We start from the raw sequence: 24034 nt of genomic DNA, 5'->3' as shown, positions 1-24034 counted from the left end.
GCGAGATGGCCGGAAAAGAGTTGCCGGACCCGGGAATTCTAGGAACCGGACAAGGCCCGGATGGGCGAGCGGGTTCCTGGCCGCGCGGCCATCCGCTTCGCCATGCAGGCCTGAAGAGGGGCTGGCGCCTCAGCGCAGCATCGAAGACATTGCCGAACAGCAGTTCAGCATGCGCACCGCCGCTTCAACCGTATCGGCCGTGAAGCGCAGCGTGACGCCGTCGACGCGCTCGAAGGCCGGCCACTGGCAGAACAGGTCGGCCAGCGCGGTTGACTGGGTGCGCAGCGTCACGGTCTGCGGGCCCTTGAAAACGAGCGGTTTCGCGTTCGAACGCGCGGCCAGCGCTTCTTCCACCCCCGCACGAATCGCCCGGCGCGACTGCTCGGGCGACAGCGAAATGCCGCTGGTGCAGCCCGTCGCCTTCTTGGTCTCGACGAATGTCGCGTGCGGAAAGAGCGGGCGGTTCTCGGCGATGAACACGTCGTCGCCGCTGCCCATCACCACGGGCGCGCCGTATTCGCCGGCCAGCGCGCCATAGAGCCCGGCCTCGCCCAGTTCCTGCCCGCCGAGCGAGATGCCGGCAAACGCAAAGCTGTTGATCGTGTGCGCCAGGATGCCGCGCCCCTGCGCGCGCGAGTGGTAGCCGACCATGCAGACGGCGTCCACGCCTTCTTCCACGCCCGCCACCATGCTCAGGTAGCGCGGCTTGCCCTGCACGACGCGGGCGCGCGCATCGAGCACATCGGGCGGCATGTTGCGAAAGCCGCCGTGCGAGTCGTTCACCAGCACTTCGGTGGCGCCTGCGTCGAAGGCGCCGGCAATCGCTGCGTTGGCTTCCTGCGTCATCAGCAGGCGCGCGCGCTCGAACTCGGGGTTGCCCGGGCGCACCTGCTCGGAGTGATAGACGCCGGCGACGCCTTCGATGTCTGTGGAGATCAGGACTTTCATGGAGCGGCTCGCAGTCAGGCGTGGGTAGAAAGAAGGGCGGAGGCGGGCAGCACGTCGCCCAGCGCGACGCGGTGGTTGCCCTCGCGACCGGTCACGGGCGTTGCGCGCCACAGGGCATGGATGATCGCTTGCTCGGTGCTGTCTGCCGCGGCCTGGAACAGCCCGTCGAGCAGCCCGTCGTGCAGCATCGCCACGGCTGGCATCGGCCGTTCGACACGGTCGGGCATGGTGTAGGCGGTGGAAAAGGCCAGCACGATGTCGCCGCTGCCGTGCCCGAAGACCGAGCCCGTGCGGGCCAGTCCGGCGCCCGCGCGCAGCGCCAGGCGGCGCAACTGGCGAGCGTCGAGCGGCGCGTCGGTGGCGACGATGATGATGATCGAACCCTTCTCGGCCTCGTCCACCGCCGGCAGGCTGCGCGCGGCCTGAAGCTTCGCCAGCCGGTCGCCCACCGAATGCCCGGCCAGCACCAGTTGCGGCTGGCGTCCATAGTTCGCCAGCACCAGCGCGCCTACGGTATGGCAGCCGCCTTCGCGCGCCGACACCCGCCGTGATGCGCTACCGATGCCGCCTTTGAGCTGGAAGCTCGACATGCCGCGCCCTGCGCCGACCGAGCCCTGCGCAAAGTCGACGCCGGCATCAGCCAGCGCCTGCAGGTAGTCGGCCTCGGTCACGGCCATGCGCTGGATGTCGTTCAGAAAGCCGTCGTTGCACTCGAACACCAGCGGGTTGACCGTGGGCAGCATGCGTCCGCTCTCGGGGTTGTCGGCCACGCAGTGGCGGATCTGCGCTGTGGCCACGGTGCCGACCGAAAACGTGTTGGTCAGCGCAATCGGCGTTTCGAGCACGCCGAGCTCAGCCACCTGCACCAGGCCCACGCTCTTGCCGAAGCCGTTGAGCACTACTGCAGCGGCCGGCACCTTGTCGCGGAACGGGTCGCCGGCGTGAGGGCGAATCACCGTCACGCCCGTCTGCACGGGGCCATCGCTGAGCGTCTGGTGGCCTACGGTGACGCCCGCGACGTCGGTGATGGCGTTGCGTTCGCCCTGGAGCAGGTTGCCGATGAAGGGGAGAGGGGCTTGCTGCTTGCTGGAAGACATGAAGAAGAACGGAAATTACTGGCGGTCGATCTTCGGATCGAGCGCGTCGCGCAGTGCATCGCCCAGCAGGTTGAAGGCGAGCACGGTGAAGAAGATGGCCAGGCTGGGGAACAGCGCCACGTGCGGCGAGGTCACCATGTCGGCGCGGGCTTCGCTGAGCATCGCGCCCCATTCGGGCGTCGGCGGCTGCGCGCCCATGCCCAGGAACGACAGGCTGGCGGCAGTGATGATCGAGGTGCCCACGCGCATCGAGAAATACACCACGATCGACGAGATGGTGCCCGGCAGGATGTGCCGCACGATGATGGTCCAGTCTGAAGCGCCGATGCTGCGCTCGGCCTCGATGTAGGTCTGCTGCTTGAGCACCAGCGTGTTGCCGCGCACGAGCCGCGCGAACGCCGGCACGCTGAACACCGACACAGCCACCACCACGTTGGTCATGCTGCTGCCCAGGATGGCCACCACGCCCAGCGCCAGCAGGATGCCGGGGAAGGCGAACAGCACGTCCGAGACGCGCATCACGATGCGGTCCCACCAGCCTTCGTAGTAGCCCGCCAGCAGGCCGAAGGCCGTGCCCACGAAGCCGCCCACCAGCACCGAAAGAAAGCCCGCCATCAGCGAGATGCGCGCACCCATCAGGATGCGGCTGAAGATGTCGCGGCCCAGCGGATCGACGCCGAACCAGTGCGTGGCCGAAGGCCCCGTGTTCAGCATGTCGTAGTCGAAGAAGTTCTCCGCATCGAAGGGCACGATCCACGGCGCGAACACCGCGACGAACACCAGCAGCAGCACGAAGAGCGCGGCGACGATGCCCACCGGCTGCTTCTTGAAGCGGCGCCAGCATTCGCCCCAGGGCGTGCGGACCTTGCCAGCGATCTGGACGGCCGCGACAGGTGTCGTTGGAATGAGGGTTTCGGCAGGCACGCCGGAAGCTTGCGTCATGGCTGCTTGCTCACTTGTAGCGAATGGTCGGGTTGATGTAGCCGTACAGCACATCCACCACCAGGTTGATCAGAATGAATTCGAGCGAGAACAGCAGCACCAGCGTCTGGATGACGGGGTAGTCGCGCATCTGCACGGCATCGACCAGCAGGCGGCCGAGGCCGGGCCAGTTGAACACCGCCTCCACGAGGATGGAGCCGCCCAGCAGGAAGCCGAACTGCAGGCCCATCATGGTGACCACCGGAATCAGCGCATTGCGCAGCGTGTGCTTGAACACCACGCTGGATTCGCGCACGCCCTTGGCGCGTGCAGTGCGCACGAAGTCTTCCTGGATCACCTCGACGAACGAGGCCCGCGTGAAGCGCGCCATCACGGCCGCCACGGCCGCGCCCAGCGTGATCGAGGGCAGGATGTAGTGTTTCCAGCTGCTGGCCCCCACCGTGGGCAGCCAGCCGAGCTGGACCGAGAAGATCTGCATCAGCAGCATGCCGAGTGCAAATGCGGGAAAAGAGATGCCCGACACGGCGAGCGTCATGCCCAGCCGGTCCGGCCATTTGTTGCGGTACACCGCCGAGACGATGCCGATGCCCATGCCGAAGATCACTGCCCACACCATGCTGGTGATGGTCAGCATCACCGTCGGGAAGAAGCGCTCGCCGATTTCCACCGACACCGGCCGCCGCGTGCGAATGGAAGTGCCGAAGTCGCCTTGCAGCATGTGGGTGAAGAAGCTCACGAACTGCTGCGGCAGCGGCTTGTCGAGCCCGAGCTCCGCGCGCACCATGGCCACGGTCTGCTCGTCGGCCTCTTGGCCGGCGGCAAGGCGCGCCGGGTCGCCGGGCAGCATGTGGACGAACAGGAACACCAGCACCGCCACGATGAGCAGCGTGGGGATCAGGCCCAACAGTCGTTTGAGAAAGTAATTCAGCATGGGGTGCAGGCGGTCAACCCCTCACCCTGACGGGTGAGGGGGCGAGGCTTAGTTCGCTACGGAGATTGCGTCGATGTTGATGTTGCCGTCAGGCATCACAAACACGCCGGAGAGGCGCTTGGCATGCGCCGACAGGTTCTGCTCCGTGACCATCGGCACGCGCGGCAGGTCCTTGCGGATCTCGTCCTGCGCGGTCTTATAGAGGGCGGTACGTTCCTTTTCGTCGACCGTCACCAGCGCCTTGGCCAGCGCGTTGTCGACCACCTCGCTCTTGTAGAACGACATGTTGTTCAGCTTGGGCGCCCACGCTTCCGAGGCGAACAGCGGGCGCAGGCCCCAGTCGGCTTCACCGGTCGACGACGACCAGCCCGTGTAGTACATGCGAACCTTCGCCGTCTTCGGATCGGGCCATGCATCCACCTGCTCGGTGCGCTGGCCCACTTCGAGCGCCTGCACCTGCAGCTTGATGCCGATCTGCGCGAGCTGCTGCTGCACGAACTGGATCGTCTTCTGGCTGGTCGTGTTGTTGTAGGCGCTCCACAGCACCGACTCGAAGCCGTCGGGGTAGCCGGCTTCCTTCATCAGCTCCTTGGCCTTCTTCAGGTCGTAGGGAATGGGAGCCATCTTCTCGGCGTACTTCACGCCCTGCGGCACGATGCCCTGCGCGGGGAAGGCATAGCCGCCGAATGCGACCTTGGCCAGCGCTTCCTTGTTGATGGCGTAGCCGATGGCTTCGCGCACCTTGGCGTTGTCGTAGGGCTTCTGCAGCATGTTGAATGCCAGGAAGCGCGTGATGATCGACGGCGTGGCCACCACTTCGAGCTTGTCGCTCTTTTTCAGCAGGTCGGCCTGCTCATAGGGAATGGGATACGCGAAGTCGGCTTCGCCGGTCTGCAGCATCGCGGCGCGCGTGTTGTTCTCGAGCACAGGCTTCCATGAGACCGTGTCGATCTTCGGGTAGCCCTTCTTCCAGTAGCCGTCGAACTTCTTGGCCTTGACGGCTTCGGTCTGCTTCCACTCGACGAATTCGAAGGGGCCCGTGCCCACGGGGTGGAAGGCGATGTCCTTGTTGCCCCACTTCTTCAGCGCGGTGGGCGAAATCATGGCGGCCGAGGCGTGGGCCAGCGAGTTGATGAAGGGGCCGAAGGGCTCCTTCAGCGTGATGCGCACGGTCGTCGGGTTCAGCGCCTCGACCTTGCCGACGCGGTTGAACTGGTTGTAGCGCAGCAGCTTGTTGTCCTGGTTCAGCACGCGGTCGAGCGTGAACTTCACGGCCTCGGCGTTGAAGTCGGTGCCGTCGTGGAACTTCACGCCGGTGCGCAGCTTGATGGTGTAGACCAGGCCGTCCTTCGACACGTCGTAGCTCTCGGCGAGCACGTTCTGCACCTTCAGGTCCTTGTCGAACTGGAACAGGCCTTCATAGAAGGTCTTGGTCACTGCCGTGGTGATGGTGGTGTTGGTGTTGTACGGGTCCAGCGTTTCCGGCTGGTAGCCGATCGAGAGCACCACGTCTTTCGCGGCCAGTGCCGTGCCCGAAGCGGCCAGCGCGGCCAGGCCCAGCAGTGCGGAAGCCCATCGCAGGGAGGAAGAAGATTGCGTCATGGAAGAACTCCAGTCGGTTCGTGGAAAAAAGCAGGAGGGCCTGCGGGTTGAAAAAATAGGTTGATCGATCGGAAAGGATCAGAAAGCGCCGCCAATGGCGTGCCGTGCAACGAAGTGGCCGGGCGCAACCTGCACCAGCGGCGGCACGTCGGGCTCGTCGCCCACCGCGCGGATGGGGCTGGGAATCTCGCCTTCGAGCAGCGCGCGCGGCTTGTGGCGGCGCGACGGGTCGGCCACTGGCACAGCTGCCATCAGCTTGCGGGTGTAGGCGTGCTGCGGCGCTTCGAACACCGCGCGGCGCGGGCCGATCTCGACGATCTGGCCTAGGTACATCACGGCCACGCGGTGGCTGATGCGCTCCACCACTGCCATGTCGTGCGAGATGAACAGGAAGGCCACGCCCAGCTCGCGCTGCAGATCGAGCATCAGGTTGACGATCTGCGCCTGAATGGACACGTCGAGCGCCGACACCGATTCATCGGCCACCACAACCTTCGGGTTGAGCGCCAGTGCACGCGCAATGGCAATGCGCTGCCGCTGGCCGCCCGAGAACTCGTGCGGATAGCGCTGCGCCACCTCGGGCGGCAGGCCGACCTTCTGCAGCAGCCAGTCAACGCGCTGCTGCGCCTCGGCGCCCTTGGCGATGTTGTGGATGAGCAGCGGTTCCATGATCGAGAAGCCCACCGTCACGCGCGGATCGAGCGAGGCGAACGGATCCTGAAAAATGAACTGAATGTTCCGGCGCAGCGCCTGCAGCTCGCGCGTGGGCAGCTCGCGGATGTTCTTGCCGCCGAACTCGATGGCGCCGCTCTGGCTTTCGACTAGGCGCAGCAGCGAGCGGCCGGTAGTCGACTTGCCGCAGCCCGATTCGCCGACCAGCGCCAGCGTTTCGCCGGGGTACAGGTCGAAGCTGATTTTTTCCACCGCATGCACGCGGCGCTTCACGCGACCGAAGAGGCCGCTGCGCACGTCGAAGCGCGTGACGAGGTCGCGCACGCGAAGAATGGGGCCGGTGTCCTGGCGCACCGTGTCTTGCCGCGTGGGCGTTTCGACGGGCTGGGCGTCGGCACTGGCCTCGGTGCGCAGCAACTCGAACTTGGCCGGCAGGTCGGTGCCCTGCATCGCGCCGAGCTTGGGCACGGCCGACAGCAGCGCCTTGGTGTAGGGGTGCTGCGGTGCCGCGAACACGGTGTCGGAGCTGCCTGCTTCGACCTTGTCGCCGCGGTACATCACGAGCACGCGGTCGGCGATTTCGGCGACCACGCCCATGTCGTGCGTGATGAAGAGCACGCCCATGTGCATCTCTTTCTGCAGCTCGCGGATGAGCTGGAGGATCTGCGCCTGGATGGTCACGTCGAGCGCGGTGGTCGGCTCGTCGGCAATCAGCAGCTGCGGCTTGCACGACAGCGCCATAGCGATCATCACCCGCTGGCGCATGCCGCCCGAGAGTTGATGCGGAAAGCGGTCGAGCACGTTGCGCGCTTCAGGAATGCGCACCAGCTCCAGCATGCGCAGCGCTTCGGCGCGCGCGGCCGAGTCGCTCTTGCCCTGGTGGATGCGGATGGCCTCGGAGATCTGCTCGCCGGCAGTGAACACCGGGTTCAGCGATGTCATCGGCTCCTGGAAGATCATCGCGATGTCCGCGCCGCGGATGTTGCGCATTGCGCTGTCGCGTGCCTGCGCGAGGTCGAGCACTTCGCCGTTGCGGCGGCGGAACGCCATGCTCCCGCCGAGGATGCGGCCACCGCCGTGCTCCACGAGCCGCATCAGCGCGAGCGAGGTCACCGACTTGCCCGAACCCGATTCGCCCACCACCGCAAGCGTTTCGCCATGGTCGACGTGGAAGGACAGCTTCTTCACGGCATCGACCGTGCGCTCGGAAGTCGAGAAGCGAACGGTGAGGTCGTCGACGGCGAGAACGCGGCCGTCCGGCAGGGCGAGGGCAGGGGTGGACATGGGAGTGCGAAGAAAAATGGGGCGTGCGGCGATGCGTTGTCAGGCGAAGATGGCCGTATGGGGCGCTTCGTCGCCGCGCGCGTGGCCGCGGTACATGCCTTCGGTGTTGAAGGCGAGGCTCAGATTGCCGTGGCAGTCGACGGCGATCAGCCCGCCGGTGCCGCCGATGGCCGGCAGCGACTGCTGCACCACCGCGTGCGTGGCGGCTTCGAGCGTGGCGCCGCCGTAGGCCATGCGGGCGCACACGTCGTACGCAGCCGCCACGCGGATGAACATCTCACCGCTGCCGGTGCACGACACGGCGGCCGTGCGGTCGTCGGCATAGGTGCCGGCGCCGATCAGCGGCGAATCGCCGACGCGGCCGACGCGCTTGTTGGTCATGCCGCCGGTGGAGGTGGCGGCGGCCAGGTGGCCGTGCATGTCGAGCGCGACCGCACCGACGGTGCCGAACTTCTTGTCTTCGTCGAGCGGCGGCGTTGCTGCCGCCATCGACGCGCCTTCGTGGTCGACCACCACGCGGCCGGTGTCGCGCACGCGGTAGAGCTGCTGGCGGCGCGCCTCGGTGGAGAAGAACGAGGGCTCGACCATCTCCAGCCCGCGTTCGCGTGCAAAGGACTCGGCGCCCGCGCCGGCCAGCAGCACGTGCGCGCCGTCTTCGAGCACGGCGCGCGCGGCGCGCACCGGGCGGCGGACATGGCACACGCCGGCAATGGCGCCGGCGGCGAGCGTGGCGCCGTCCATCACGGCGGCGTCGAGCTCATGGGTTTCGTCGTGCGTGAACACTGCGCCGCGGCCCGCGTTGAAGAGCGGGCAATCTTCGAGCATCTCGACCGCGAGGCAGGCGGCGTCGAGCGCGGATGCGCCCTTGAGCAGCGCTGCCTGAGCGGCGGCCACGATGCTTTTCAGCGCGTCGTGATAGGCCTGCGCCTGTTCGGCGCTGGTCGTGGCGGCGCTGATGGTGCCGGCGCCGCCGTGGATGGCGATCACGGGCACATGAGTCTGGGTCATCGGGAAGCTTTCTTCTTCTTGCTGCCGGCGCCGCTGGGGGCAGGGGCATCGGATGTATGGGGCAGAGCGGCAGCACCGTTGCCTGTGCCGTTGATGCGCGGCAGGCCGTTGGCACCGTGCAGCCAGGGCCGCACTGCCTGCAGGATGCGGCCGGCCGACTGCACGGGGTCGGGCGCGCGCAGCGAAACCGCGCTGGTCAGCGCCTCGATCAGCGCGAGGACGCTGGTCTCGCAGTTCGGGCGGTAGCTGGTTTCGGTCTGGCAATAGAGCGCCACGTCGGCCAGCGGTGCCAGCGGCGAGCTGGGGCGGTCGGTCAGCGCGATCACCGAGCAGCCCTGGCTGCGCGCGATCTGCGCGAGCGAAATGGTGTCCGTCAGGTAGCGCGGAAAGGTCAGGCCGATGAACACGTCCTGCGGACCCGCGTGCATCAGCGTGCGCGCGGCATGGGTGACACCGCTCACGCCCGAGAGCAGGCGCACGTCGTTGCAGCTGCCGTCCAGCCCGTGCTGCAGCAGGCCGGCGAGCCATGCGCTGGCGCCGAAGCCGCCGATGTAGATCGAACGCGCCTTGCCGATGCGCTCCACCGCGGCTTCGCAGGCGGCGTAGTCCAGCGACTGCCGCGTAGCTTCGATGTTGCGGCGGCTCTCGTCGAGCGCGGTGGCGAACACCTCGGACACGGTGCTCGGGCGCTCCAGGTTGCCTCGCATGCGTTCCACCGGCGCCACCAGCGGCTCGAAGCCGCGCACCAGTTCCGCACGGAAGGTGGCGTAGCCATCGAACTCCAGCGCGCGCGCAAAACGGTTGGCCGTGGCGACCGACACCCCCACCGCGGCGGCGAGCTCGTCGATGGGCAGCGTGGCGACCTGCAGCGGGTGCTCCAGCACGTAGTCGGCCACCTGCCGGTGCGAGCGCGACAGCCGCGGCAGCGCCTGCGCAATGCGCTGGGCCACGGTGGTGCCTGGGGTGTCGACGAGGATGCTCATGAAGGGTGCAACGTGCCCGAAAGTGTGCGTTTTTTGAAAACCAGTTTACAAATATAAGTCAGATAAGAAAATTTTCTGTCATTTTTGATCGAGTTTGCAAGTAACGGGCCAGGGGAAGAGGGGCGTTGAAGAGGCGATGCGCGACGCGTTTCGCTCGTGGAGGGGCTGCCCGAGCGGGTTGCGGACGGGCGTCTAGGGATTTCCCCTGATGTCGCGGATGCGCGCCGTACCTCCGGCGGCACCGACGGTCACTGGAGCGAGTGGCGCGGCAGTGAGATCGTGAAGACGCAACCGGTGCCGGGCACGTCCCGCACGGTCAATGTGCCGAAGTCCGCCTCGACGCTCTGGCGGGCGATGGAAAGCCCCAGGCCCAGGCCCGACCGGTCATGACTGTGCTGGTTGAAGGGGGCGAACATCTTGGCGGCGATTCCCGGCGGCAGCCCTCCGCAGTGATCTTCGACTTCGATCAGGACGTGCTCGCCAAGCTCATAGGCCTTCAAGGCGATGTCGGTGTGCGGGTGCGTGAACTTGAATGCGTTCTGCAGCAGGTTCGCCAATGCAGCAAGCAGCAGCTCCCGGTTTCCCCGGATGGCCAGCAGGGAGTCGACGGGTGACACCTCGAAGGCGCAACCCGCGGCGCTGGCAACGAGCTGGGCCGCGGTTTCGGCATCCTTGATGAGCAGGGCCACGGAAAATGTCTGCCGCAGTTCCGGCGCGCCGCTGCGAACTTCGGCGAGTGCCCCGCTGATCAAACTGGTCATCGAAGACAGGCTGCGCTTCAGCACGCTCCCGGTGGCGCCGCCCACTGTCATGTTGCCGAGTTCGAGGGCGTGAATCGCAAGGGTTGCCGTCCCCAGAGCATTGCGCAGCTCGTGAACCAGGAAGCCGAAACGCTCCGTCGCATCCAGGCTCTGCTGACGGGCGATTTGCGTATCGCGCTGAAAGCTGAATTCGGTGACCGCGTCGGCAATGGCGTTGTCCAGACACCGGTTCAGCGTCCGGAATTCCCCGATAGCGAACGGGGCGTTGCGCTCGAAGGCCAGGTCCGTGATCGCCTGGCAAAGGTCGCCATAGTCGTGAACGACCTGGTCGACCGTGTACCCCAGCTTCAGCAGCTCCTTGCCATGTGCAGTGGCGGTCATCCCCATCTCCGACAACGCCAGCGAGTCTCCGCCCGATGGTCCCGAGATCCTGACGCTCTCGGCAGGTTTGTCGTCTTCTTCGGCCGCAAGGGTTCTTATCAGTTGCTCGAGGAACAACGGAATGCCGTTCGCCAGCTGATGTTCGGTGGCGGCCCGCCGGGGCCTCAGTGCAACCTTCGACTTGCACCGTGAAACCAGCTCTTCCCGGTTGTTGGTGAGAAAGTTGCGCATGTTGCGGGACCTCGATGGCTTTCGCCTGGTTCATTCAATGAATGCCGCCTGCTTCTGCTTCCGCTTGAAAGGCGTACCGCCCCATCGTTAGCCGCCCACGGGCGAATTGTCTGTGCGGCATCGCACATACGCGGAGTGCCGGCACGCGCACCCCTGTGTGCGCAAGCGCACAGACGCCGGGGCATCGGCCGCAAAATGATGGGCACTTTGGAACCTCCTTCTCCCATGGCACCGTCCCCACCCCCGTCTTCTTCGCTCGCAGCCGTGGCGCGCAACAGCCTCCTGGAGGTGATGCCGCCGGAGGTGCTGACGGGCCTGATGCCGCTCCTTGAGCTGGTGCCGCTCAAGCTGGGGCAGGTGCTCTACGAATCGGGCGTGGTCCAGCAGTACGTGTATTTCCCGGTCGATTGCATCGTCTCGCTGCTGTACGTGCTGGAAAACGGGCAGTCGGCCGAGATCGCCGTCGTGGGGTTCGAGGGAATGGTGGGCGTGTCGCTGCTGATGGGCGGGGGCAGCACGCCCAACCGCGCCGTGGTGCAGAGCGCGGGGAATGCATTTCGCCTGAGCGCCGGGCACATCAAGCAGTTGACCGACAACGGCGGGCCGCTGCTGCATCTGCTGCTGCGCTACACCCAGTCGCTCATTACGCAGATGTCGCAGACGGCCGTCTGCAACCGGCACCACTCGCTGGAACAGCAGCTGTGTCGCTGGCTGCTGCTGAGCCTCGACAGGCTCCCGGGCAACGAGCTGGTGATGACGCAGGAGCTGATCGCCAACATGCTCGGCGTGCGGCGCGAAGGCGTGACCGAGGCTGCTGGCAAGCTGCAGCGCCTTAATCTCATCAAGTATTCGCGCGGGCACATCACGGTGCTGGACCGCCCGGGTCTGGAGAAGCAGGTGTGCGAGTGCTATGAGGTCGTGAAGCGTGAGACGGATCGCCTGCTGCCTCGCCAACCCGCGACCTGAGCCCGGCGGCGGCCGGGCCGCATTTGGTGCGCCTGCGCACAGACGCGAGAGGGCCCCTCGGCAACAATGCGCCCGGTTGCGCATTTCCGCGCTGATTGACTCTTCCCAACAGGCGGTTCCGTGACATCAGCCCCGACCCGCCCCGTTCTCAATCGCCTGCTCGAGGCGCTGCCGCTCGCAGACCGTGCGCACCTGCTCGAGCGCTGCGACAGCGTGCAGCTGGCCACGGCGCAGATCCTCTACGAGCCGGGCGATGTCATTCATCACATCCACTTCCCGACGAGCGCGTTCGTCTCGCTGGTGTCGACTGCGGACGGCCATGACGGCCTGCAGACGGGCATGGTGGGCAACGAGGGCGCCCTGGGCTACGAGCTGTCGCTGGACGTGCAGAGCGCGCCGCTGCGGGCGCTGGTGCAGGGCGCGGGCATGGCGTGGCGGCTGACCGCGCAATCGTTCGCGCAGGAGCTGGAGCAGAACTCGAAGCTCAAGCGCATCCTCAATCGCTACGTTTGCGTGCTCTTGATGGAGTTCGGCCGTTCGGGCCTGTGCAACCGCTTCCACCTGATCGAGGAGCGCCTGGCGCGCTGGCTCTTGACCACGCAGGACTGCGCGCATTCCACGCACCTTGCGCTTACGCATGAAGTGCTGGGCCGCATGCTGGGTGTGCGCCGGGTCGGCATCACCAACGCCGCGACGGCGCTGCACACGCGGCGGCTGATCGACTATCGGCGGGGGGTCATCACGATCACCGATCGCGAAGGTCTGGAGAACGCGGCGTGCGACTGCTACCGGGCCAACCGGCGCAGCTATGCGCATCTGATCGCATAGCTGCTGGCTGGTGTGTTTGTCAGTGCATCAGCGTGCGGCCGGAACCACGACAACGGTTCCGCTGCCGGTGCCAGTGCTGCCGGTGTTGCCTCTGGCGCCCGTTGCGCCGGTATTGCCCGTGTTGCCGGTATTTCCCTGATTGCCGGTTTCCCCTGTGGCGCCGGTGTTGCCAGTACTACCGGTGTCGCCTGTGGCGCCCGTGTTCCCGGTGTTGCCGGTATTTCCCCTCGCGCCCGTGGCGCCTGTGTAGCCGGTGCTTCCGGTGTTGCCCGTGTTGCCTTGAGGGCCCATGGGGCCGGTGCAGGCAGATGCAGCAAGCAGGGCGAGCAACAGGATGGGCGGGAGTAGATATTTCTTCATGGAGGTTCCTTGTGGTGTTGGAGTGCGCGCAGCTCGAATAGAGGCTACGCCGGCCACAATGACTGCCAGCGCGTATTGCGTCTGTTCGGCACCGCGCATAGGTGCGAATCGCCCGGCAGCCCAGCCGTCAAAATCCCCGGCGCACAAGGGAGTCGCGATGAACGGACTGTTGTCGTTCGGTGCGCGCCTGGCCTGCATCCTTTTGCATGAACACGCTCAGCGGATCGTCGGGGTAGCTCCCAAACCGATCGCGCCGCGCGTAGCCCGCCCGCGCATAGAACGACAACGCCTCGGGTTGGCTCACGCCGGTCTCCAGCCTGAACATCGCGCAGCCACGCGCCATTGCTTCGCTTTCAAGAAAGCCCAGTACTTTCGCCGCGATGCCTTGCCCCCGGTTCTCGGGCCGCACATACATGCGCTTGAGTTCGCCGAATCCGGGTTCCATCACGATGGCTCCGCAACCGATGGCCTTGCCCTCGTCATCACGTGCGACAGCAAATAGCACGTTCGCCGCGGACAGTGCCGCGATGTCGATGCCGTAGTGGCTCTCGGGCGGATACAGCGGCTTCTGATACGCATCGAGGTCGTCGATGAGCTGGATGACGTCGGGTTGATCGGGGTGCTCGAGGGAGATCTGCATCGGGCGATGTTATCCAGCCAAGCTGTCGGCGAATCGAGAGGGCGGGTCGAACGAAAACCCGCCGAGGCGGGTTGGGCGGAGGGAGTCGGTCAGCGGTTGGTTCGCAGGGCTTTCAGCCGACGCTCCGCCTCGCCAGGGGGAATCTTTCCTTCTGTCTCCAGCTTCTTGAGCCGTCGTTCATCTGCACGGTACAGAGCGTCCTTCAGGAGTTTCATCTTGCGTTCCCTGCAAGGGTCGCATTCGTAGAAGCCCGGAGGACTCGCCGTGGAGTTCATCTTCGAGTCGAGTTCCCCGGTGCTGATCCGCCCGGTTGGCTCGATGCCCATGGCGAGAATCCGTTCATTCTTGAACGTAACCAGCGCGCTGCCCTTGCATCCGGTGGTGTCCGTGTTGTCCGGCGCATAGGCGTTCCATGAAACCCTGCGCATGTGCAGCAAGGCATAACGAACGTCTTCCTCCGTCAGTACGACGTCGTCGCAATCCAGAAAATCCTTGTCCTCCCAGGCCGTTCGGCGCGAAGGTTCCGTGATCTCCACCTTTTGCACATAAGCGACGGGGTATCTCCGGTCTGCCGCCTGTGCTGAGGATGTTCCTGCCGCCGCGATCAGGGTCGTAGCCACGAGAGCGTTGAATTTGTTCATGGCTTCGGTGAAGGCAGATTCCAGTTCGCGCCTTGGGCTTCGGTCTTGTTCTTGCTGCTGACCACGGGATGGCGGAATACCTCGCCCCGAGGCACCTGAATCGAATCTTCAAGCACGCTGACAAGCCAAGAGAGTGCTTGATTCTGCGCAGCAGTCGGCGTATCGAATATGCCGTACTCGCCTCGCAATCTGTCGAGGGACCAGTTTTGTTCTTCGCGGATCGGCTTGAATCCTGCCGGCAGTCTCGCCCTGCCAACCATCTCGATCCCTATGGACTCCATGTTGTCCGGATAGCGATCACCGGAAGTCTTTTGCATCTCGATCCGATGTATCGCCATCGCTCCTGCCTTCCTGGGAAAGTCTTGCGGCTTGCACGTTTTCATCACCAGGCATCGCGCCTTCAACGGCCCCACATGATTCGTCCGCTGATAGATCGCCGCCGTCTGATAGATCGTCCCATCCTTGTCGATGAGAAAGTGCGCTCCGTTCGCCTTGGGGTTCTTGTAGCTGTTCAATGAGGATGCCCGCGTATCGGCATCGGTCTGATGCACGACGATGCCGGTGATTGCGCCACTCCGTTTTCCTCGTTCGATCTGCGGGCTGCGAGCATGCCTGACCCTTGCGTGATTGATCATTCCGTGTTTGTCGACTTCGACAAGCATGTGGTTTCTCCCTGAAGCTTTTTGATTGGTTGCTGACTCTTCGCGAGGCGTGTCCGCGCATCTGTGCACGACATGGATCACAACCTCGCGGCGCATGCTACTGACCGATAAAGAGAGTTTTGTGGCGGCTTTGTCAACCACTTGTGGCCGGCTTCAGCAAAGCCCGCTCGCCCACATGGTTCAACGCTCCGTCCAACAATGGCCGCGCGGCAGGCTGTTCGGCTTGCCGGTTTTCTTTTTCCCGAATCCGCAAACACCAAGGAGTACCACTTTGGAATACCGTCATCTAGGCAAATCAGGCCTCAAGGTCCCCGTGTTGAGTTTTGGCACCGGCACTTTCGGCGGCAAGGGCGAGTTCTTCAGCGCGTGGGGCAGCACCGACGTGGCCGAGGCGCGCAAGCTCATCGACATCTGCCTCGAGGCAGGCGTCAACATGTTCGACAGCGCCGACATCTATTCGGCTGGTGCAGCCGAGTCGGTGCTCGGCGAGGCGATCAAGGGCCGCCCGCGCGACGGGCTGCTGATCTCGACCAAGGCCACCTTCCGCAGCGGCGAGGGGCCGAACGACGTGGGCTCGTCGCGCCATCACCTCGTGCAGGCCGTCAATGGCGCGCTCAAGCGACTGGGCACCGACTACATCGACCTGTTCCAGCTGCACGGCTTCGATGCGAGCACGCCGGTGGAAGAGACGCTTGGCACGCTCGACGATCTCGTGCGCGCGGGCAAGCTGCGCTACATCGGTGTGTCGAATTTCTCGGGCTGGCACCTGATGAAGTCGCTGGCCGTTTCAGAGCGCTACGGCTTGGCGCGCTACGTCGCCAATCAGGCCTACTACTCGCTGGTCGGCCGCGACTACGAATGGGAGCTGATGCCGCTGGCGCAAGACCAGGGCGTGGGCGCGGTGGTGTGGAGCCCGCTGGGCTGGGGCCGGCTTACGGGCAAGATCCGCCGCGGCCAGCCGCTGCCTGCCAATAGCCGCCTGCACGTCACTGCCGACATGGGCCCGCCGGTGCCCGACGAACTGCTGTATCGCGTGGTCGACGCGCTGGAAAAAGTCGGCGCCGAAGTCGGCAAGACGGTGCCGCAGGTCGCGCTGAACTGGCTGCTGCAGCGCCCGACAGTGTCGAGCGTGGTGGTCGGTGCGCGCGACGAGGCACAGCTGCGGCAGAACCTCGGCGCGGTGGGCTGGAACCTCACGCCCGCGCAGGTCGCCGAGCTCGATGCGGCCAGCACGACGACGCGGGCCTATCCCTACTGGCATCAGCAGGGCTTTCTCGAACGCAACCCCAATCCGGTCTAGGCCGGCGTCAGCCCGAGCACCCACCGCTTGAAGTGCTCCAGCGCCCCGGAGGCCGGCCGGCCTTCGGGGTACGCGAAGTAGTAGCCCTGGCGCACGTCGAGGTGCCGGTCCACCGGAATCACGAGTTCGCCTGCGCGCAGCTCGTGTTCGATCAGGATGCGCGGCGCCAGGCCCACGCCCATGCCGGCGGCCGTGGCCGCGACGACCATGGTGAAAAGCTCATAGCGCGGTCCGCGCGACGCGTGCACCGTGTACTCCCAGCCCTGCTGCGCATACCAGTCGCGCCAGGCATGGGCGCGTGTGCTCAGGTGCACATGGCGGCATTGCTCGAAGCCGGCTTCGTCCCATGGCCCGTGCGCATCGCGGAACGCGGGGCTGCAGATAGGCACCATCTCGCCCTCGGCAAAGATCAGCCCGCCGCGCGTGTTCGGCCAGAACTGGTCGCCGAAGTAGATGGCCGCGTCGTACGCGTTCTCCTGAAAAGAGAAGGGCTGCGAGCGCGCCGACAGGTTCACCGTGATGTTCGGATGCAGCAGGCTGAACTCCGGCAGCCGCGGTATCAGCCACTGCGTGGCAAAGGTGGGCACCACCGCCAGTTCCAGCACGAAGCCCATCTCGTGGCCGGCGCTGATCTCCAGCGTGTCGCGGCGGATCTGGTCGAGGTGGCGCCTGATGCGCGCCGCATATTCGCGGCCCACGTCGGTCAGCGTGAGCCGACGCCGCACGCGCGAGAACAGCGGCACGCCGAGCCGCTGTTCGAGCATGGCCACCTGCCGGCCGACGGCGCTTTGCGTCAGCGCCAGCTCGGTTGCCGCGCGGGTGAAGCTGCCCAGCCGCGCCGAGGCCTCGAAGGCCTGCAGCGCGCCAAGGTTGGGAATGTCTTTTCTCATCGATTGCCAGCGGTTGTCTCAGTCGTTCAGCCAAAGCACCGGTCGTGCCCGGGGGGCGGTGTCCTTCCCGGCGTGCACAACGTTGTGCGTTTTTAGCGTTTGTTCGGCTTGCGCCCACGACTCTATTCTGCGTGCCGACCCCATGCCAACGATACGAGGAGACTTCCGATGATTGTTTTGCGCACCCGTTGCACTGCCCTGGGCATTGCACTGGTTTCCGTTCTGGGCCTGCCCGTCGCCGCGTTCGCGCAGGCCGAGCAGACCGTCACCATCGGCCACGCCGGCCCGCTCACCGGGGGCGCCGCCCACTGGGGCAAGGACAACGACAACGGCGCGCGGCTCGCGGTCGAAGACCTGAACAGGCAGGGCCTTGTCATCGGCGGCAAGAAGATCAAGTTCGTGCTGCAGTCCGAAGACGACCAGGCCGATCCCAAGCAGGCCATGGTGGTCGCCAACAAGCTGGCCGACATGGGCGTGAAGGGCATGCTGGGCCACTTCAACTCGGGCGCAGCCATTCCGGCCTCGGCCGTCTACAGCCGCGCGGGCCTGCCCGACGTGTCCACCGCCACCAACCCGACCTTCACGAAGCAGGGCTACAGCAACGTCTTCCGCATCCTGGCCAGCGACGACGACGTGGGCATGGCCATCGCCAACTACACGGTGAAAGACCTGAAGGCGAAGAACATCGCCGTGATCGACGACCGCACTGCCTACGGCCAGGGCGCCGCCGAGGTGTTCACGCGCGGCGTGAAGGCGCTGGGCGGCAACGTGGTGGCGCAGGAGTACGGCAGCGACAAGGCCACCGACTTCATGGCCATCCTCACCACCATCAAGAGCAAGCAGCCTGACGTGGTGTTCTACGGCGGCATGGACGCGCAGGGCGGGCTCATCGCACGGCAGATGAAGCAGCTCGGCATCACGGCCAAGCTGCTCGGCACCGACGGACTGTGCACCGACGAGGTCGCCAAGATCAGCAGCGGCGCGGTCGACGGGCTGCTCTACTGCACGCGCGGCGGCAAGGAACTCGAAAAGACATCGAAGGGCGCCGATTTCGAGCAGCGCTACAAGGCCCGCTATGGCGTCGACGTGCTGACCTACGCGCCGTACCTCTACGACGCCATGATGGCGCTGGCCGCCGGCATGCGCGCGGCCAACTCGGTCGAGCCCGAGGCTTACCTGCCGGCAATGCGCAAGGTGAAGTTCGACGGCGTCACCGGCACCATCAGCTTCGACGCCAAGGGCAACCTGCAGAAGCCGGATTTCACCGTCTTCACCTACAAGGACGGCAAGCGCGTGCGCGTGGCCGGCTCCTGAGGCCGCATGCGGACACTGAACGCCGAGGAAACCGCCGCAGCCTTGCCCTGGGGCGCTCTGGTCGAGGCGCTGCTGCAGATGTTCGAGCGCGAACGTCTCGGCGAGGCGCATGCGTTGCCGCGTACCTCGGTACCGCTCGCGGCCGGCGGCGTCATGCTGCTGATGCCGGCGGCCGACCAGCACTTCGCCGCGCTGAAGACGGTGACCGTGCACGCCGGCAATGCGGAACAGGGCCTGCCGGTGGTGCAGGGCGACGTGACGCTGATGGATGCCGCCACCGGCACGCGGCTGCTCGCGATGGATGGCAATGTGCTGACGGCGCGACGCACGGCGGCGTTGTCGCTGGCGGGCGCCATGAGGGCAGGGCGTGGCGGCGCCGAGCGCATGCTGCTGATTGGCGCGGGTGTGCAGGCTCGCGCGCACGCCGAGGCCTTTGCCGAGGTGTGGGGCGTGCGGCATCTGAAGATCCATGCGCGAACGCAGGCCCATGCGGAAGCACTGGCGCAGCACATGCGCTCGCGCGGCGTCGACGCCAGTGCAATCGCTGACCCGACCGCCGCCGCGGAAGAAGCCGACGTGATCGTCGCCGCGACCAACTCGCAAGAACCGGTCGTCCCGTCGCGGGTGCGGCCGGATGCCACCGTGATCGCCGTCGGCGCCTACCGCGCTGACATGGCCGAGGTGCCGCCCGAACTGGTGCGGCGCTGCGCCGTGTTTGTGGATACGCTGGAGGGCGCGCGCAGCGAGGCGGGCGACCTGATCCGGGCGGGTGTCGATTGGTCCACCGTTCAGGCTTTCAGCAGCGCACAGCCGGTACAACAAGGTCGCCTGGTACTCGTCAAGACCGTAGGCCACGCGCTGTGGGACCTGGCGGCGGCGCGGCTGGCGTATGTGAATCAACAACAGCAGTGATGACGAGCGGCAAGAAGAAGGGCATTTCATGCGTCGTGTGGTGATCATCGGCGGCGGAGCCATCGGCTCCGCCATCGCCTACTTCCTGACCCGCAGCCCCGAAGAGGAGCCCTTCGAGGTCACGGTGGTCGAGCGCGATTTCTCGTACAAGCAGGCGTCGTCGGCACTGTCGGCCAGTTCGATCCGCCAGCAGTTCTCCACCGCCATCAACATCGAGATGTCGCTGTACGGCATCGACTTTTTCCGCAATCTCGGCGAGACGCTGCGCGTGGGCGACGACGTGCCCGACATCGGCCTGGTCGAGCCCGGCTACCTGTACCTCGCTTCGCCGGCCGGTGTCGATGTGCTGCGCGAGAACCACGCGATGCAGAAGGCGCACGCGGTGGACGTTGCGCTGATGACGCCCGATGAGCTGAAGGCGCGCTTTCCGTGGATCTCGACCGAAGGGGTTGCGCTTGCCTCGCTGGGCCTCTCGGGCGAGGGCTGGTACGACGGTTACAGCCTGCTGCAGGCCTTTCGCAAGAAGGCCGCCTCGCAGGGTGTGCGCTATGTGCAGGCGCATGTGACGGGCTTGCGCCGCAACGGGCGCACCGTGACCGGTGTGCAGCTCGACAGCGGCCAGACGTTGGAGGCAGATGTGGTCGTCAACGCCGCGGGCGCATGGGCTGCGAAGGTGGCGCAGTGGGCCGGCATCGATCTGCCCGTGCGCGGCCGCCGCCGCAGCGTGTTCAGCTTCTCGTGCCCCGACACGCTGCCCGGATGCCCGCTGGTGATCGACACCTCCGGCATCTGGCTGCGCCCCGAGGGCCGCCAGTTCATCTGCGGCTTCGCGCCACCCGAAGACCAGGATCATGACGACGTGCCGCTCGAGGTCGAGTACGAAGCCTTCGACAGCTTCATCTGGCCATCACTGGCCGAGCGCGTGCCGGCCTTCGAAGCCATCCGCATGACAGGCGCATGGGCGGGCTACTACGAGATGAACGTGTTCGACCACAACGCCATCCTCGGCCTGCACCCGGACTGCGAGAACCTCTACTTCGCCAATGGCTTCTCGGGCCACGGCCTGCAGCAGTGCCCGGCGGCTGGGCGCGGAGTGGCGGAGCTGATCCGCTTCGGGGAATACCGCAGCCTCGACCTTTCGCCGGTGTCGTTCGCGCGCATTCTGGAGAACAGGCCGCTGCTGGAGAAGAACGTGATCTAGGCGGGGCCAAGGGGAGGGCGTACGATCTTCGCCAGAGAGGTGCACCTACCCATGACCGCACAGACACTGATCGATACCGCCCGCGCGCTCGTCGCAGGCGACAAGGGCTTGCTCGCGATGGACGAGAGCAACGCCACCTGCAACAAGCGCTTCGCCACGCTGGGCATTCCGCAGACCGAGGCGGCGCGGCGCGACTGGCGTGAGCTGATCGTCACCGCGCCGGGGCTGGGCGACAGCATCAGCGGCGCCATCCTGTTCGACGAGACCATCCGCCAGAAGACCAACGCGGGTCAGCCCTTTGCCAAGGCGCTTGAGGGCGTGGGCATCATTCCCGGCATCAAGGTCGACACGGGCGCTAAGCCGCTGGCCGGACATCCCGGCGAGACCGTCACCGAAGGGCTTGACGGTCTGCGCGAGCGCCTTGCCGAATATGCCGGCATGGGCGCGCGCTTTGCCAAGTGGCGCGGCGTGATCGCCATCGGCGACGGCCTGCCGACGCGCGCTTGCATTCGCGTCAATGCCCACGCGCTAGCTCGCTACGCCGCGCTGTGCCAGGAAGCAGGCCTGGTGCCCATCGTCGAACCCGAGGTGCTGATGGACGGCAATCATTCGCTCGCGCGGTGCGCCGAAGTTACCGAAGAAGTGCTGCACAAGACTTTCGCCGAACTGCGCGCACAGGGCGTGCTGCTCGAAGGCATGCTGCTGAAGCCGAACATGGTGTTGCCGGGGCAGAAGGCCTCCACGCAGGATTCTGTCGAGGCGGTCGCGGAGGCCACGGTCAACTGCCTGCTGCGCACCGTGCCTGCAGCAGTGCCCGGTGTGGCGTTTCTCTCGGGCGGCCAGTCGGCGCAGCTGGCTTCCGCACGGCTGAACGAAATGAACATCCGGTTCAAGTCGCGCATGCCGTGGGCGCTGGCCTTCTCGTTCTCCCGCGCGGTGCAGCAGCCCGCGCTCGATGCATGGAAGGGCGATGCCGCCAACGTGTCTGTTGCCCAACAAGCGCTGGTGCTCCGCACCCGGGCCAATCAGGCCGCGCGTCGCGGCGACTACAAAGAGGCATAGAGCCACGCATGACGACCCCTCAGGACCTGTACAACCAGAAGCTGGCATCTCCCGCCGACGCCGTGCGCCAGGTGCGCAACGGCGACATGATCATCGTGCCGACAGGAGTCGGCGAGCCGCCCACGCTGCTCACGGCGCTGTCGGAGCAGCGCCGCGATTTCCACGACGTGAAGGTCGCGCAGATTCTTGCGATGCGCAAGTACGCCTACATCGACCCCGAGACCGTCGAGCACGTGCGCCACGTCGCGTTGTTCTTCGGTGGGGCCTCCCGCGCGGGCGGGCAGGAGGGCTGGATCGACTTTCTGCCGAACTACTTCTCGGAGATTCCCGCGCAGATCGAGCGCGGGCAGATGCCGGCCGACGTGGTCTTCAGCATGGCCTCGCCCATGGATGCGCACGGCTACTTTGCCCTGAGCCTGGGCGCCGACTACACGATGGCCGCCGTTGCCAGGGCGCGTGCCGTGGTGCTCGAGGTGAACCCGAACGTGCCCTTTGCCTGTGGCGCCTGCCATGTGCACATTTCGCAGGTGGCCGCGCTCGTGGAAAACGAGGCGCCGGTCATGGAAGTCGGCCTGCCGAAGATCGGTGTGGTGCAGGAGGCCATCGGCAAATACGTGGCCGACCTGATCGACGACGGCTCGACGCTGCAGATCGGCTATGGCGGTATTCCCGACGCGGTGGTGATGCAGCTAACGCACAAGCACGACCTGGGCATCCACACCGAGATGATCGGCGACGGCATTCTCACGCTGGTGGAGAGCGGGGCCGTGACCAATCGGCGCAAGAACTACCTGCCGGGCAAGTCGATCGCCACCTTCGCGCTGGGGTCGAGCAAGCTCTACCGCTTCATGGACCGCAACCCGGCGCTGGAGATGCACCCGGTGAACTTCACCAACGACCCGGCGCTGGCAGGGCTCAACGACAACCTCATCGCAATCAACGCGACGATGCAGATCGACCTGCTGGGCCAGTGCGGCTCTGAGAGCCTGGGCCACGCGCCGTACTCGGGCACGGGCGGGCAGTCGGACTTCGTGCGTGCCGCCAATCGTTCGCGCGGCGGCAAGGCCTTCATCGTGCTGCCTTCCACGGCCAAGGGCGACACCATCTCGCGCATCGTGCCCTCGCTGTCGCCGGGCACGCATGTGAGCACGAGCAAGAACGACATCAACTACGTGGTCACCGAATACGGCGTGGCCCAGTTGCGAGGCAAGTCGGCGAAGCAGCGGGCGCGCGAACTCATCGGCATCGCGCATCCGGCCTTCCGGGCGGAGCTGACCGAGCAGGCCAGGCGGCTGAAGCTGCTGTAGGCCTGCGGGTTGGCTATCAGCCGGCCTTGGCCGCCTTCACCAGCGAAGGCGTTGCCTTGTAGCTCTCCGGGAACAGCTTTTTCAGGTCGTCGATCTTCGGCATGTCGTTGATCGCGATGTAGGGCTGGCTCGGGTGCAGCGTCAGGTAGTCCTGGTGATAGTCCTCGGCCGCATAGAAGGGCTTGGACATCTCGACCGTGGTGGCCAGCTGCTTGCCGAAGGTCTTGGCCTGGTTCAGCTGTGCGATGTAGGCGGTGGCGATGCGCGCCTGCTCGGCGTTCTCGGCGAACACGGTGGAGCGGTATTGCGTGCCGGTGTCCGGGCCCTGGCGGTTGAGTTCGGTCGGGTCGTGCGCCACCGAGAAGTAGATCTGCAGCAGCTTGCCGTAGCTGACCTGCTGCGGGTCGTAGGTGATGCGCACCGATTCGGCATGGCCCGTGCGGCCCGAGCCGACTTCGTCGTAGCGTGCCGTCTTGGCGTCGCCGCCGGCGTAGCCCGATACGGCATTGCTCACGCCCTTGACGCGCTGGAACACGCCCTGAACGCCCCAGAAGCAACCGCCGGCGAACACGGCGGTTTCGGTCTTTGCGGCCGGCGGTGCCACGAGGTCTGCCGTGGGCGCGGGCACCCGGCGGGCGGTTTCGGCGAACGAAGGCACTGCGTGCCAGACCAGCGCGGCGGCAGCCAGCGTGCCGGCGGTGAGTGCGAGGGATTTCATGAGGGCTCCTTGAGGGCGAGTTTCGGTGGCTGGATAGCCGGTTGGCGCGACATTGACGCCGAATCTGCCGGGCGTCAATGGCGTTTGCGGGTTGCTCTGCTTACTTCTTCATCTCGTCCTTGCCCATGCTGTCCTTCTTCATGGCGTCCTTGGACATCGAGTCTTTGGCCATCGAGTCCTTCTTCATGGCGTCCTTCGACATGGAGTCCTTCGCCATCGAGTCTTTCTTCATGCCGTCCTTGGACATCGAGTCCTTGGCCATGCCGTCTTTCGCCATTTCGTCTGCGGCGAAAGCCGAGGCGCCGGCGAAGGCCATGCAGGTTGCGAGCAGGGTTGCGGTGAGCTTGTTCATTGGAGTCTTCCTGGGTTGAGTTTGGATTTCGTTTCAAAGAT

24 protein-coding genes are annotated in these 24034 nt (G+C 65.8%); 8 read left to right on the top strand and 16 right to left on the bottom strand.

The genetic code is table 11. From position 1 onward, the window contains the following. Nucleotides 1-129: 129 nt before the first annotated feature. From BLW48_RS08475 to BLW48_RS08435, 9 genes are all read right to left on the bottom strand, one after another. The gene (locus BLW48_RS08475; protein ID WP_093174011.1) at nt 130-948 is read right to left on the bottom strand and encodes a M55 family metallopeptidase; all 819 of its coding nucleotides are present in this window, start codon (nt 946-948) and stop codon (nt 130-132) included. Nucleotides 949-962: 14 nt separating this feature from the next. After that, a complete protein-coding gene (locus tag BLW48_RS08470) occupies nt 963-2045 on the bottom strand; it encodes a P1 family peptidase (protein WP_093174009.1) in 1083 nt (360 codons plus the stop codon). Nucleotides 2046-2060: 15 nt separating this feature from the next. After that, nucleotides 2061-2987, bottom strand: a complete 927-nt coding sequence (gene gsiD, locus BLW48_RS08465; RefSeq protein WP_093054511.1) for a glutathione ABC transporter permease GsiD — start codon at nt 2985-2987, stop codon at nt 2061-2063. 10 nt (nt 2988-2997) lie between these two features. Next, on the bottom strand, nt 2998-3918 hold the full coding sequence (gsiC, locus tag BLW48_RS08460; protein WP_093054513.1) for a glutathione ABC transporter permease GsiC: 921 nt from the start codon (nt 3916-3918) through the stop codon (nt 2998-3000). A gap of 48 nt (nt 3919-3966) precedes the next feature. Next, complete coding sequence (gsiB, locus tag BLW48_RS08455) at nt 3967-5520, bottom strand: glutathione ABC transporter substrate-binding protein GsiB (RefSeq protein WP_093054515.1); 1554 nt, start codon at nt 5518-5520, stop codon at nt 3967-3969. Nucleotides 5521-5598: 78 nt separating this feature from the next. Beyond that, entirely contained in the window at nt 5599-7476 is a 1878-nt protein-coding gene (locus tag BLW48_RS08450; protein ID WP_093174007.1) for a dipeptide ABC transporter ATP-binding protein, read from the bottom strand. 39 nt (nt 7477-7515) lie between these two features. After that, nucleotides 7516-8484, bottom strand: coding sequence for an isoaspartyl peptidase/L-asparaginase family protein (locus BLW48_RS08445; protein WP_093174005.1), 969 nt, complete (start codon nt 8482-8484; stop codon nt 7516-7518). Continuing rightward, nucleotides 8481-9467, bottom strand: a complete 987-nt coding sequence (locus BLW48_RS08440) for a MurR/RpiR family transcriptional regulator (protein ID WP_093174004.1) — start codon at nt 9465-9467, stop codon at nt 8481-8483. The genes BLW48_RS08445 and BLW48_RS08440 overlap by 4 nt, the downstream gene beginning before the upstream one ends. Nucleotides 9468-9715: 248 nt before the next feature. Further along, nucleotides 9716-10840 (bottom strand): sensor histidine kinase, encoded by a 1125-nt coding sequence (locus BLW48_RS08435; protein ID WP_093174002.1) that lies wholly within the window; start codon nt 10838-10840, stop codon nt 9716-9718. 225 nt (nt 10841-11065) lie between these two features. Here BLW48_RS08435 and BLW48_RS08430 point away from each other — a divergent pair, with 225 nt between their 5' ends. Together BLW48_RS08430 and BLW48_RS08425 are read left to right on the top strand one after the other, a co-directional pair. Further along, nucleotides 11066-11806 carry a Crp/Fnr family transcriptional regulator gene (locus BLW48_RS08430; RefSeq protein WP_093074798.1) on the top strand — a complete coding sequence of 247 codons (741 nt, stop codon included), beginning with the start codon at nt 11066-11068 and terminating at the stop codon, nt 11804-11806. 120 nt (nt 11807-11926) lie between these two features. After that, on the top strand, nt 11927-12634 hold the full coding sequence (locus BLW48_RS08425; RefSeq protein WP_093074795.1) for a Crp/Fnr family transcriptional regulator: 708 nt from the start codon (nt 11927-11929) through the stop codon (nt 12632-12634). Between the two features lie 27 nt (nt 12635-12661). Here the strand turns inward: BLW48_RS08425 and BLW48_RS08420 are convergent, their stop codons facing one another. From BLW48_RS08420 to BLW48_RS08405, 4 genes are all read right to left on the bottom strand, one after another. Next, on the bottom strand, nt 12662-12994 hold the full coding sequence (locus BLW48_RS08420; protein ID WP_093074793.1) for a hypothetical protein: 333 nt from the start codon (nt 12992-12994) through the stop codon (nt 12662-12664). 127 nt (nt 12995-13121) lie between these two features. Then, nucleotides 13122-13634 carry a GNAT family N-acetyltransferase gene (locus BLW48_RS08415; protein ID WP_093174000.1) on the bottom strand — a complete coding sequence of 171 codons (513 nt, stop codon included), beginning with the start codon at nt 13632-13634 and terminating at the stop codon, nt 13122-13124. Nucleotides 13635-13723: 89 nt separating this feature from the next. Then, nucleotides 13724-14275, bottom strand: coding sequence for a hypothetical protein (locus BLW48_RS08410; RefSeq protein ID WP_093173998.1), 552 nt, complete (start codon nt 14273-14275; stop codon nt 13724-13726). After that, nucleotides 14272-14937 (bottom strand): peptidoglycan recognition protein family protein, encoded by a 666-nt coding sequence (locus BLW48_RS08405; RefSeq protein ID WP_093173996.1) that lies wholly within the window; start codon nt 14935-14937, stop codon nt 14272-14274. Before BLW48_RS08405 ends, BLW48_RS08410 begins: the two co-directional genes overlap by 4 nt. A 271-nt stretch (nt 14938-15208) precedes the next feature. Here BLW48_RS08405 and BLW48_RS08400 point away from each other — a divergent pair, with 271 nt between their 5' ends. Next, nucleotides 15209-16237: an aldo/keto reductase gene (locus tag BLW48_RS08400; protein ID WP_093074781.1), complete on the top strand. Its 1029-nt coding sequence runs from the start codon at nt 15209-15211 to the stop codon at nt 16235-16237. On the opposite strand, the gene BLW48_RS08395 is transcribed toward BLW48_RS08400, so the two are convergent. Continuing rightward, nucleotides 16234-17127, bottom strand: coding sequence for a LysR substrate-binding domain-containing protein (locus BLW48_RS08395; protein WP_093054533.1), 894 nt, complete (start codon nt 17125-17127; stop codon nt 16234-16236). The genes BLW48_RS08400 and BLW48_RS08395 overlap by 4 nt on opposite strands. Before the next feature lie 168 nt (nt 17128-17295). Between BLW48_RS08395 and BLW48_RS08390 the strand changes: the two genes are divergently transcribed. Genes BLW48_RS08390 through BLW48_RS08370 form a run of 5 tightly spaced genes read left to right on the top strand, consistent with a single transcriptional unit; the run spans nt 17296 to nt 22923 of the window. Beyond that, nucleotides 17296-18441: a branched-chain amino acid ABC transporter substrate-binding protein gene (locus BLW48_RS08390; RefSeq protein ID WP_093054535.1), complete on the top strand. Its 1146-nt coding sequence runs from the start codon at nt 17296-17298 to the stop codon at nt 18439-18441. Nucleotides 18442-18447: 6 nt separating this feature from the next. After that, complete coding sequence (locus BLW48_RS08385) at nt 18448-19353, top strand: delta(1)-pyrroline-2-carboxylate reductase family protein (protein WP_093173994.1); 906 nt, start codon at nt 18448-18450, stop codon at nt 19351-19353. 28 nt (nt 19354-19381) lie between these two features. Continuing rightward, nucleotides 19382-20554 (top strand): NAD(P)/FAD-dependent oxidoreductase, encoded by a 1173-nt coding sequence (locus BLW48_RS08380; protein ID WP_093173992.1) that lies wholly within the window; start codon nt 19382-19384, stop codon nt 20552-20554. A 51-nt stretch (nt 20555-20605) separates the two neighbouring features. Next, on the top strand, nt 20606-21616 hold the full coding sequence (locus BLW48_RS08375) for a class I fructose-bisphosphate aldolase (protein ID WP_093173990.1): 1011 nt from the start codon (nt 20606-20608) through the stop codon (nt 21614-21616). Nucleotides 21617-21624: 8 nt separating this feature from the next. Continuing rightward, on the top strand, nt 21625-22923 hold the full coding sequence (locus BLW48_RS08370; protein ID WP_093173988.1) for an acetyl-CoA hydrolase/transferase family protein: 1299 nt from the start codon (nt 21625-21627) through the stop codon (nt 22921-22923). Between the two features lie 16 nt (nt 22924-22939). Here the strand turns inward: BLW48_RS08370 and msrA are convergent, their stop codons facing one another. Both msrA and BLW48_RS08360 read right to left on the bottom strand, forming a co-directional pair. Further along, nucleotides 22940-23641, bottom strand: coding sequence for a peptide-methionine (S)-S-oxide reductase MsrA (gene msrA / locus BLW48_RS08365; RefSeq protein ID WP_093054545.1), 702 nt, complete (start codon nt 23639-23641; stop codon nt 22940-22942). A gap of 100 nt (nt 23642-23741) precedes the next feature. After that, nucleotides 23742-23993 carry a pentapeptide MXKDX repeat protein gene (locus tag BLW48_RS08360; RefSeq protein ID WP_093173986.1) on the bottom strand — a complete coding sequence of 84 codons (252 nt, stop codon included), beginning with the start codon at nt 23991-23993 and terminating at the stop codon, nt 23742-23744. Between the last annotated feature and the right edge of the window lie 41 nt (nt 23994-24034).

Origin of the sequence: Variovorax sp. YR266, from assembly GCF_900107295.1 — a bacterium.
Taxonomy (GTDB): domain Bacteria; phylum Pseudomonadota; class Gammaproteobacteria; order Burkholderiales; family Burkholderiaceae_C; genus Variovorax.
This window is presented reverse-complemented; position numbering and strand designations above follow the sequence as displayed.

Excerpts from the sequence above, each read along its gene's own strand:
- BLW48_RS08475 (WP_093174011.1), bottom strand. The coding sequence starts at position 948 with ATGAAAGTCCTGATCTCCACAGACATCGAAGGCGTCGCCGGCGTCTAT.
- BLW48_RS08470 (WP_093174009.1), bottom strand. The coding sequence starts at position 2,045 with ATGTCTTCCAGCAAGCAGCAAGCCCCTCTCCCCTTCATCGGCAACCTG.
- gsiD (WP_093054511.1), bottom strand. The coding sequence starts at position 2,987 with ATGACGCAAGCTTCCGGCGTGCCTGCCGAAACCCTCATTCCAACGACA.
- gsiC (WP_093054513.1), bottom strand. The coding sequence starts at position 3,918 with ATGCTGAATTACTTTCTCAAACGACTGTTGGGCCTGATCCCCACGCTG.
- gsiB (WP_093054515.1), bottom strand. The coding sequence starts at position 5,520 with ATGACGCAATCTTCTTCCTCCCTGCGATGGGCTTCCGCACTGCTGGGC.
- BLW48_RS08450 (WP_093174007.1), bottom strand. The coding sequence starts at position 7,476 with ATGTCCACCCCTGCCCTCGCCCTGCCGGACGGCCGCGTTCTCGCCGTC.
- BLW48_RS08445 (WP_093174005.1), bottom strand. The coding sequence starts at position 8,484 with ATGACCCAGACTCATGTGCCCGTGATCGCCATCCACGGCGGCGCCGGC.
- BLW48_RS08440 (WP_093174004.1), bottom strand. The coding sequence starts at position 9,467 with ATGAGCATCCTCGTCGACACCCCAGGCACCACCGTGGCCCAGCGCATT.
- BLW48_RS08435 (WP_093174002.1), bottom strand. The coding sequence starts at position 10,840 with ATGCGCAACTTTCTCACCAACAACCGGGAAGAGCTGGTTTCACGGTGC.
- BLW48_RS08430 (WP_093074798.1), top strand. The coding sequence starts at position 11,066 with ATGGCACCGTCCCCACCCCCGTCTTCTTCGCTCGCAGCCGTGGCGCGC.
- BLW48_RS08420 (WP_093074793.1), bottom strand. The coding sequence starts at position 12,994 with ATGAAGAAATATCTACTCCCGCCCATCCTGTTGCTCGCCCTGCTTGCT.
- BLW48_RS08415 (WP_093174000.1), bottom strand. The coding sequence starts at position 13,634 with ATGCAGATCTCCCTCGAGCACCCCGATCAACCCGACGTCATCCAGCTC.
- BLW48_RS08410 (WP_093173998.1), bottom strand. The coding sequence starts at position 14,275 with ATGAACAAATTCAACGCTCTCGTGGCTACGACCCTGATCGCGGCGGCA.
- BLW48_RS08405 (WP_093173996.1), bottom strand. The coding sequence starts at position 14,937 with ATGCTTGTCGAAGTCGACAAACACGGAATGATCAATCACGCAAGGGTC.
- BLW48_RS08395 (WP_093054533.1), bottom strand. The coding sequence starts at position 17,127 with ATGAGAAAAGACATTCCCAACCTTGGCGCGCTGCAGGCCTTCGAGGCC.
- BLW48_RS08390 (WP_093054535.1), top strand. The coding sequence starts at position 17,296 with ATGATTGTTTTGCGCACCCGTTGCACTGCCCTGGGCATTGCACTGGTT.
- BLW48_RS08385 (WP_093173994.1), top strand. The coding sequence starts at position 18,448 with ATGCGGACACTGAACGCCGAGGAAACCGCCGCAGCCTTGCCCTGGGGC.
- BLW48_RS08380 (WP_093173992.1), top strand. The coding sequence starts at position 19,382 with ATGCGTCGTGTGGTGATCATCGGCGGCGGAGCCATCGGCTCCGCCATC.
- BLW48_RS08375 (WP_093173990.1), top strand. The coding sequence starts at position 20,606 with ATGACCGCACAGACACTGATCGATACCGCCCGCGCGCTCGTCGCAGGC.
- BLW48_RS08370 (WP_093173988.1), top strand. The coding sequence starts at position 21,625 with ATGACGACCCCTCAGGACCTGTACAACCAGAAGCTGGCATCTCCCGCC.
- msrA (WP_093054545.1), bottom strand. The coding sequence starts at position 23,641 with ATGAAATCCCTCGCACTCACCGCCGGCACGCTGGCTGCCGCCGCGCTG.
- BLW48_RS08360 (WP_093173986.1), bottom strand. The coding sequence starts at position 23,993 with ATGAACAAGCTCACCGCAACCCTGCTCGCAACCTGCATGGCCTTCGCC.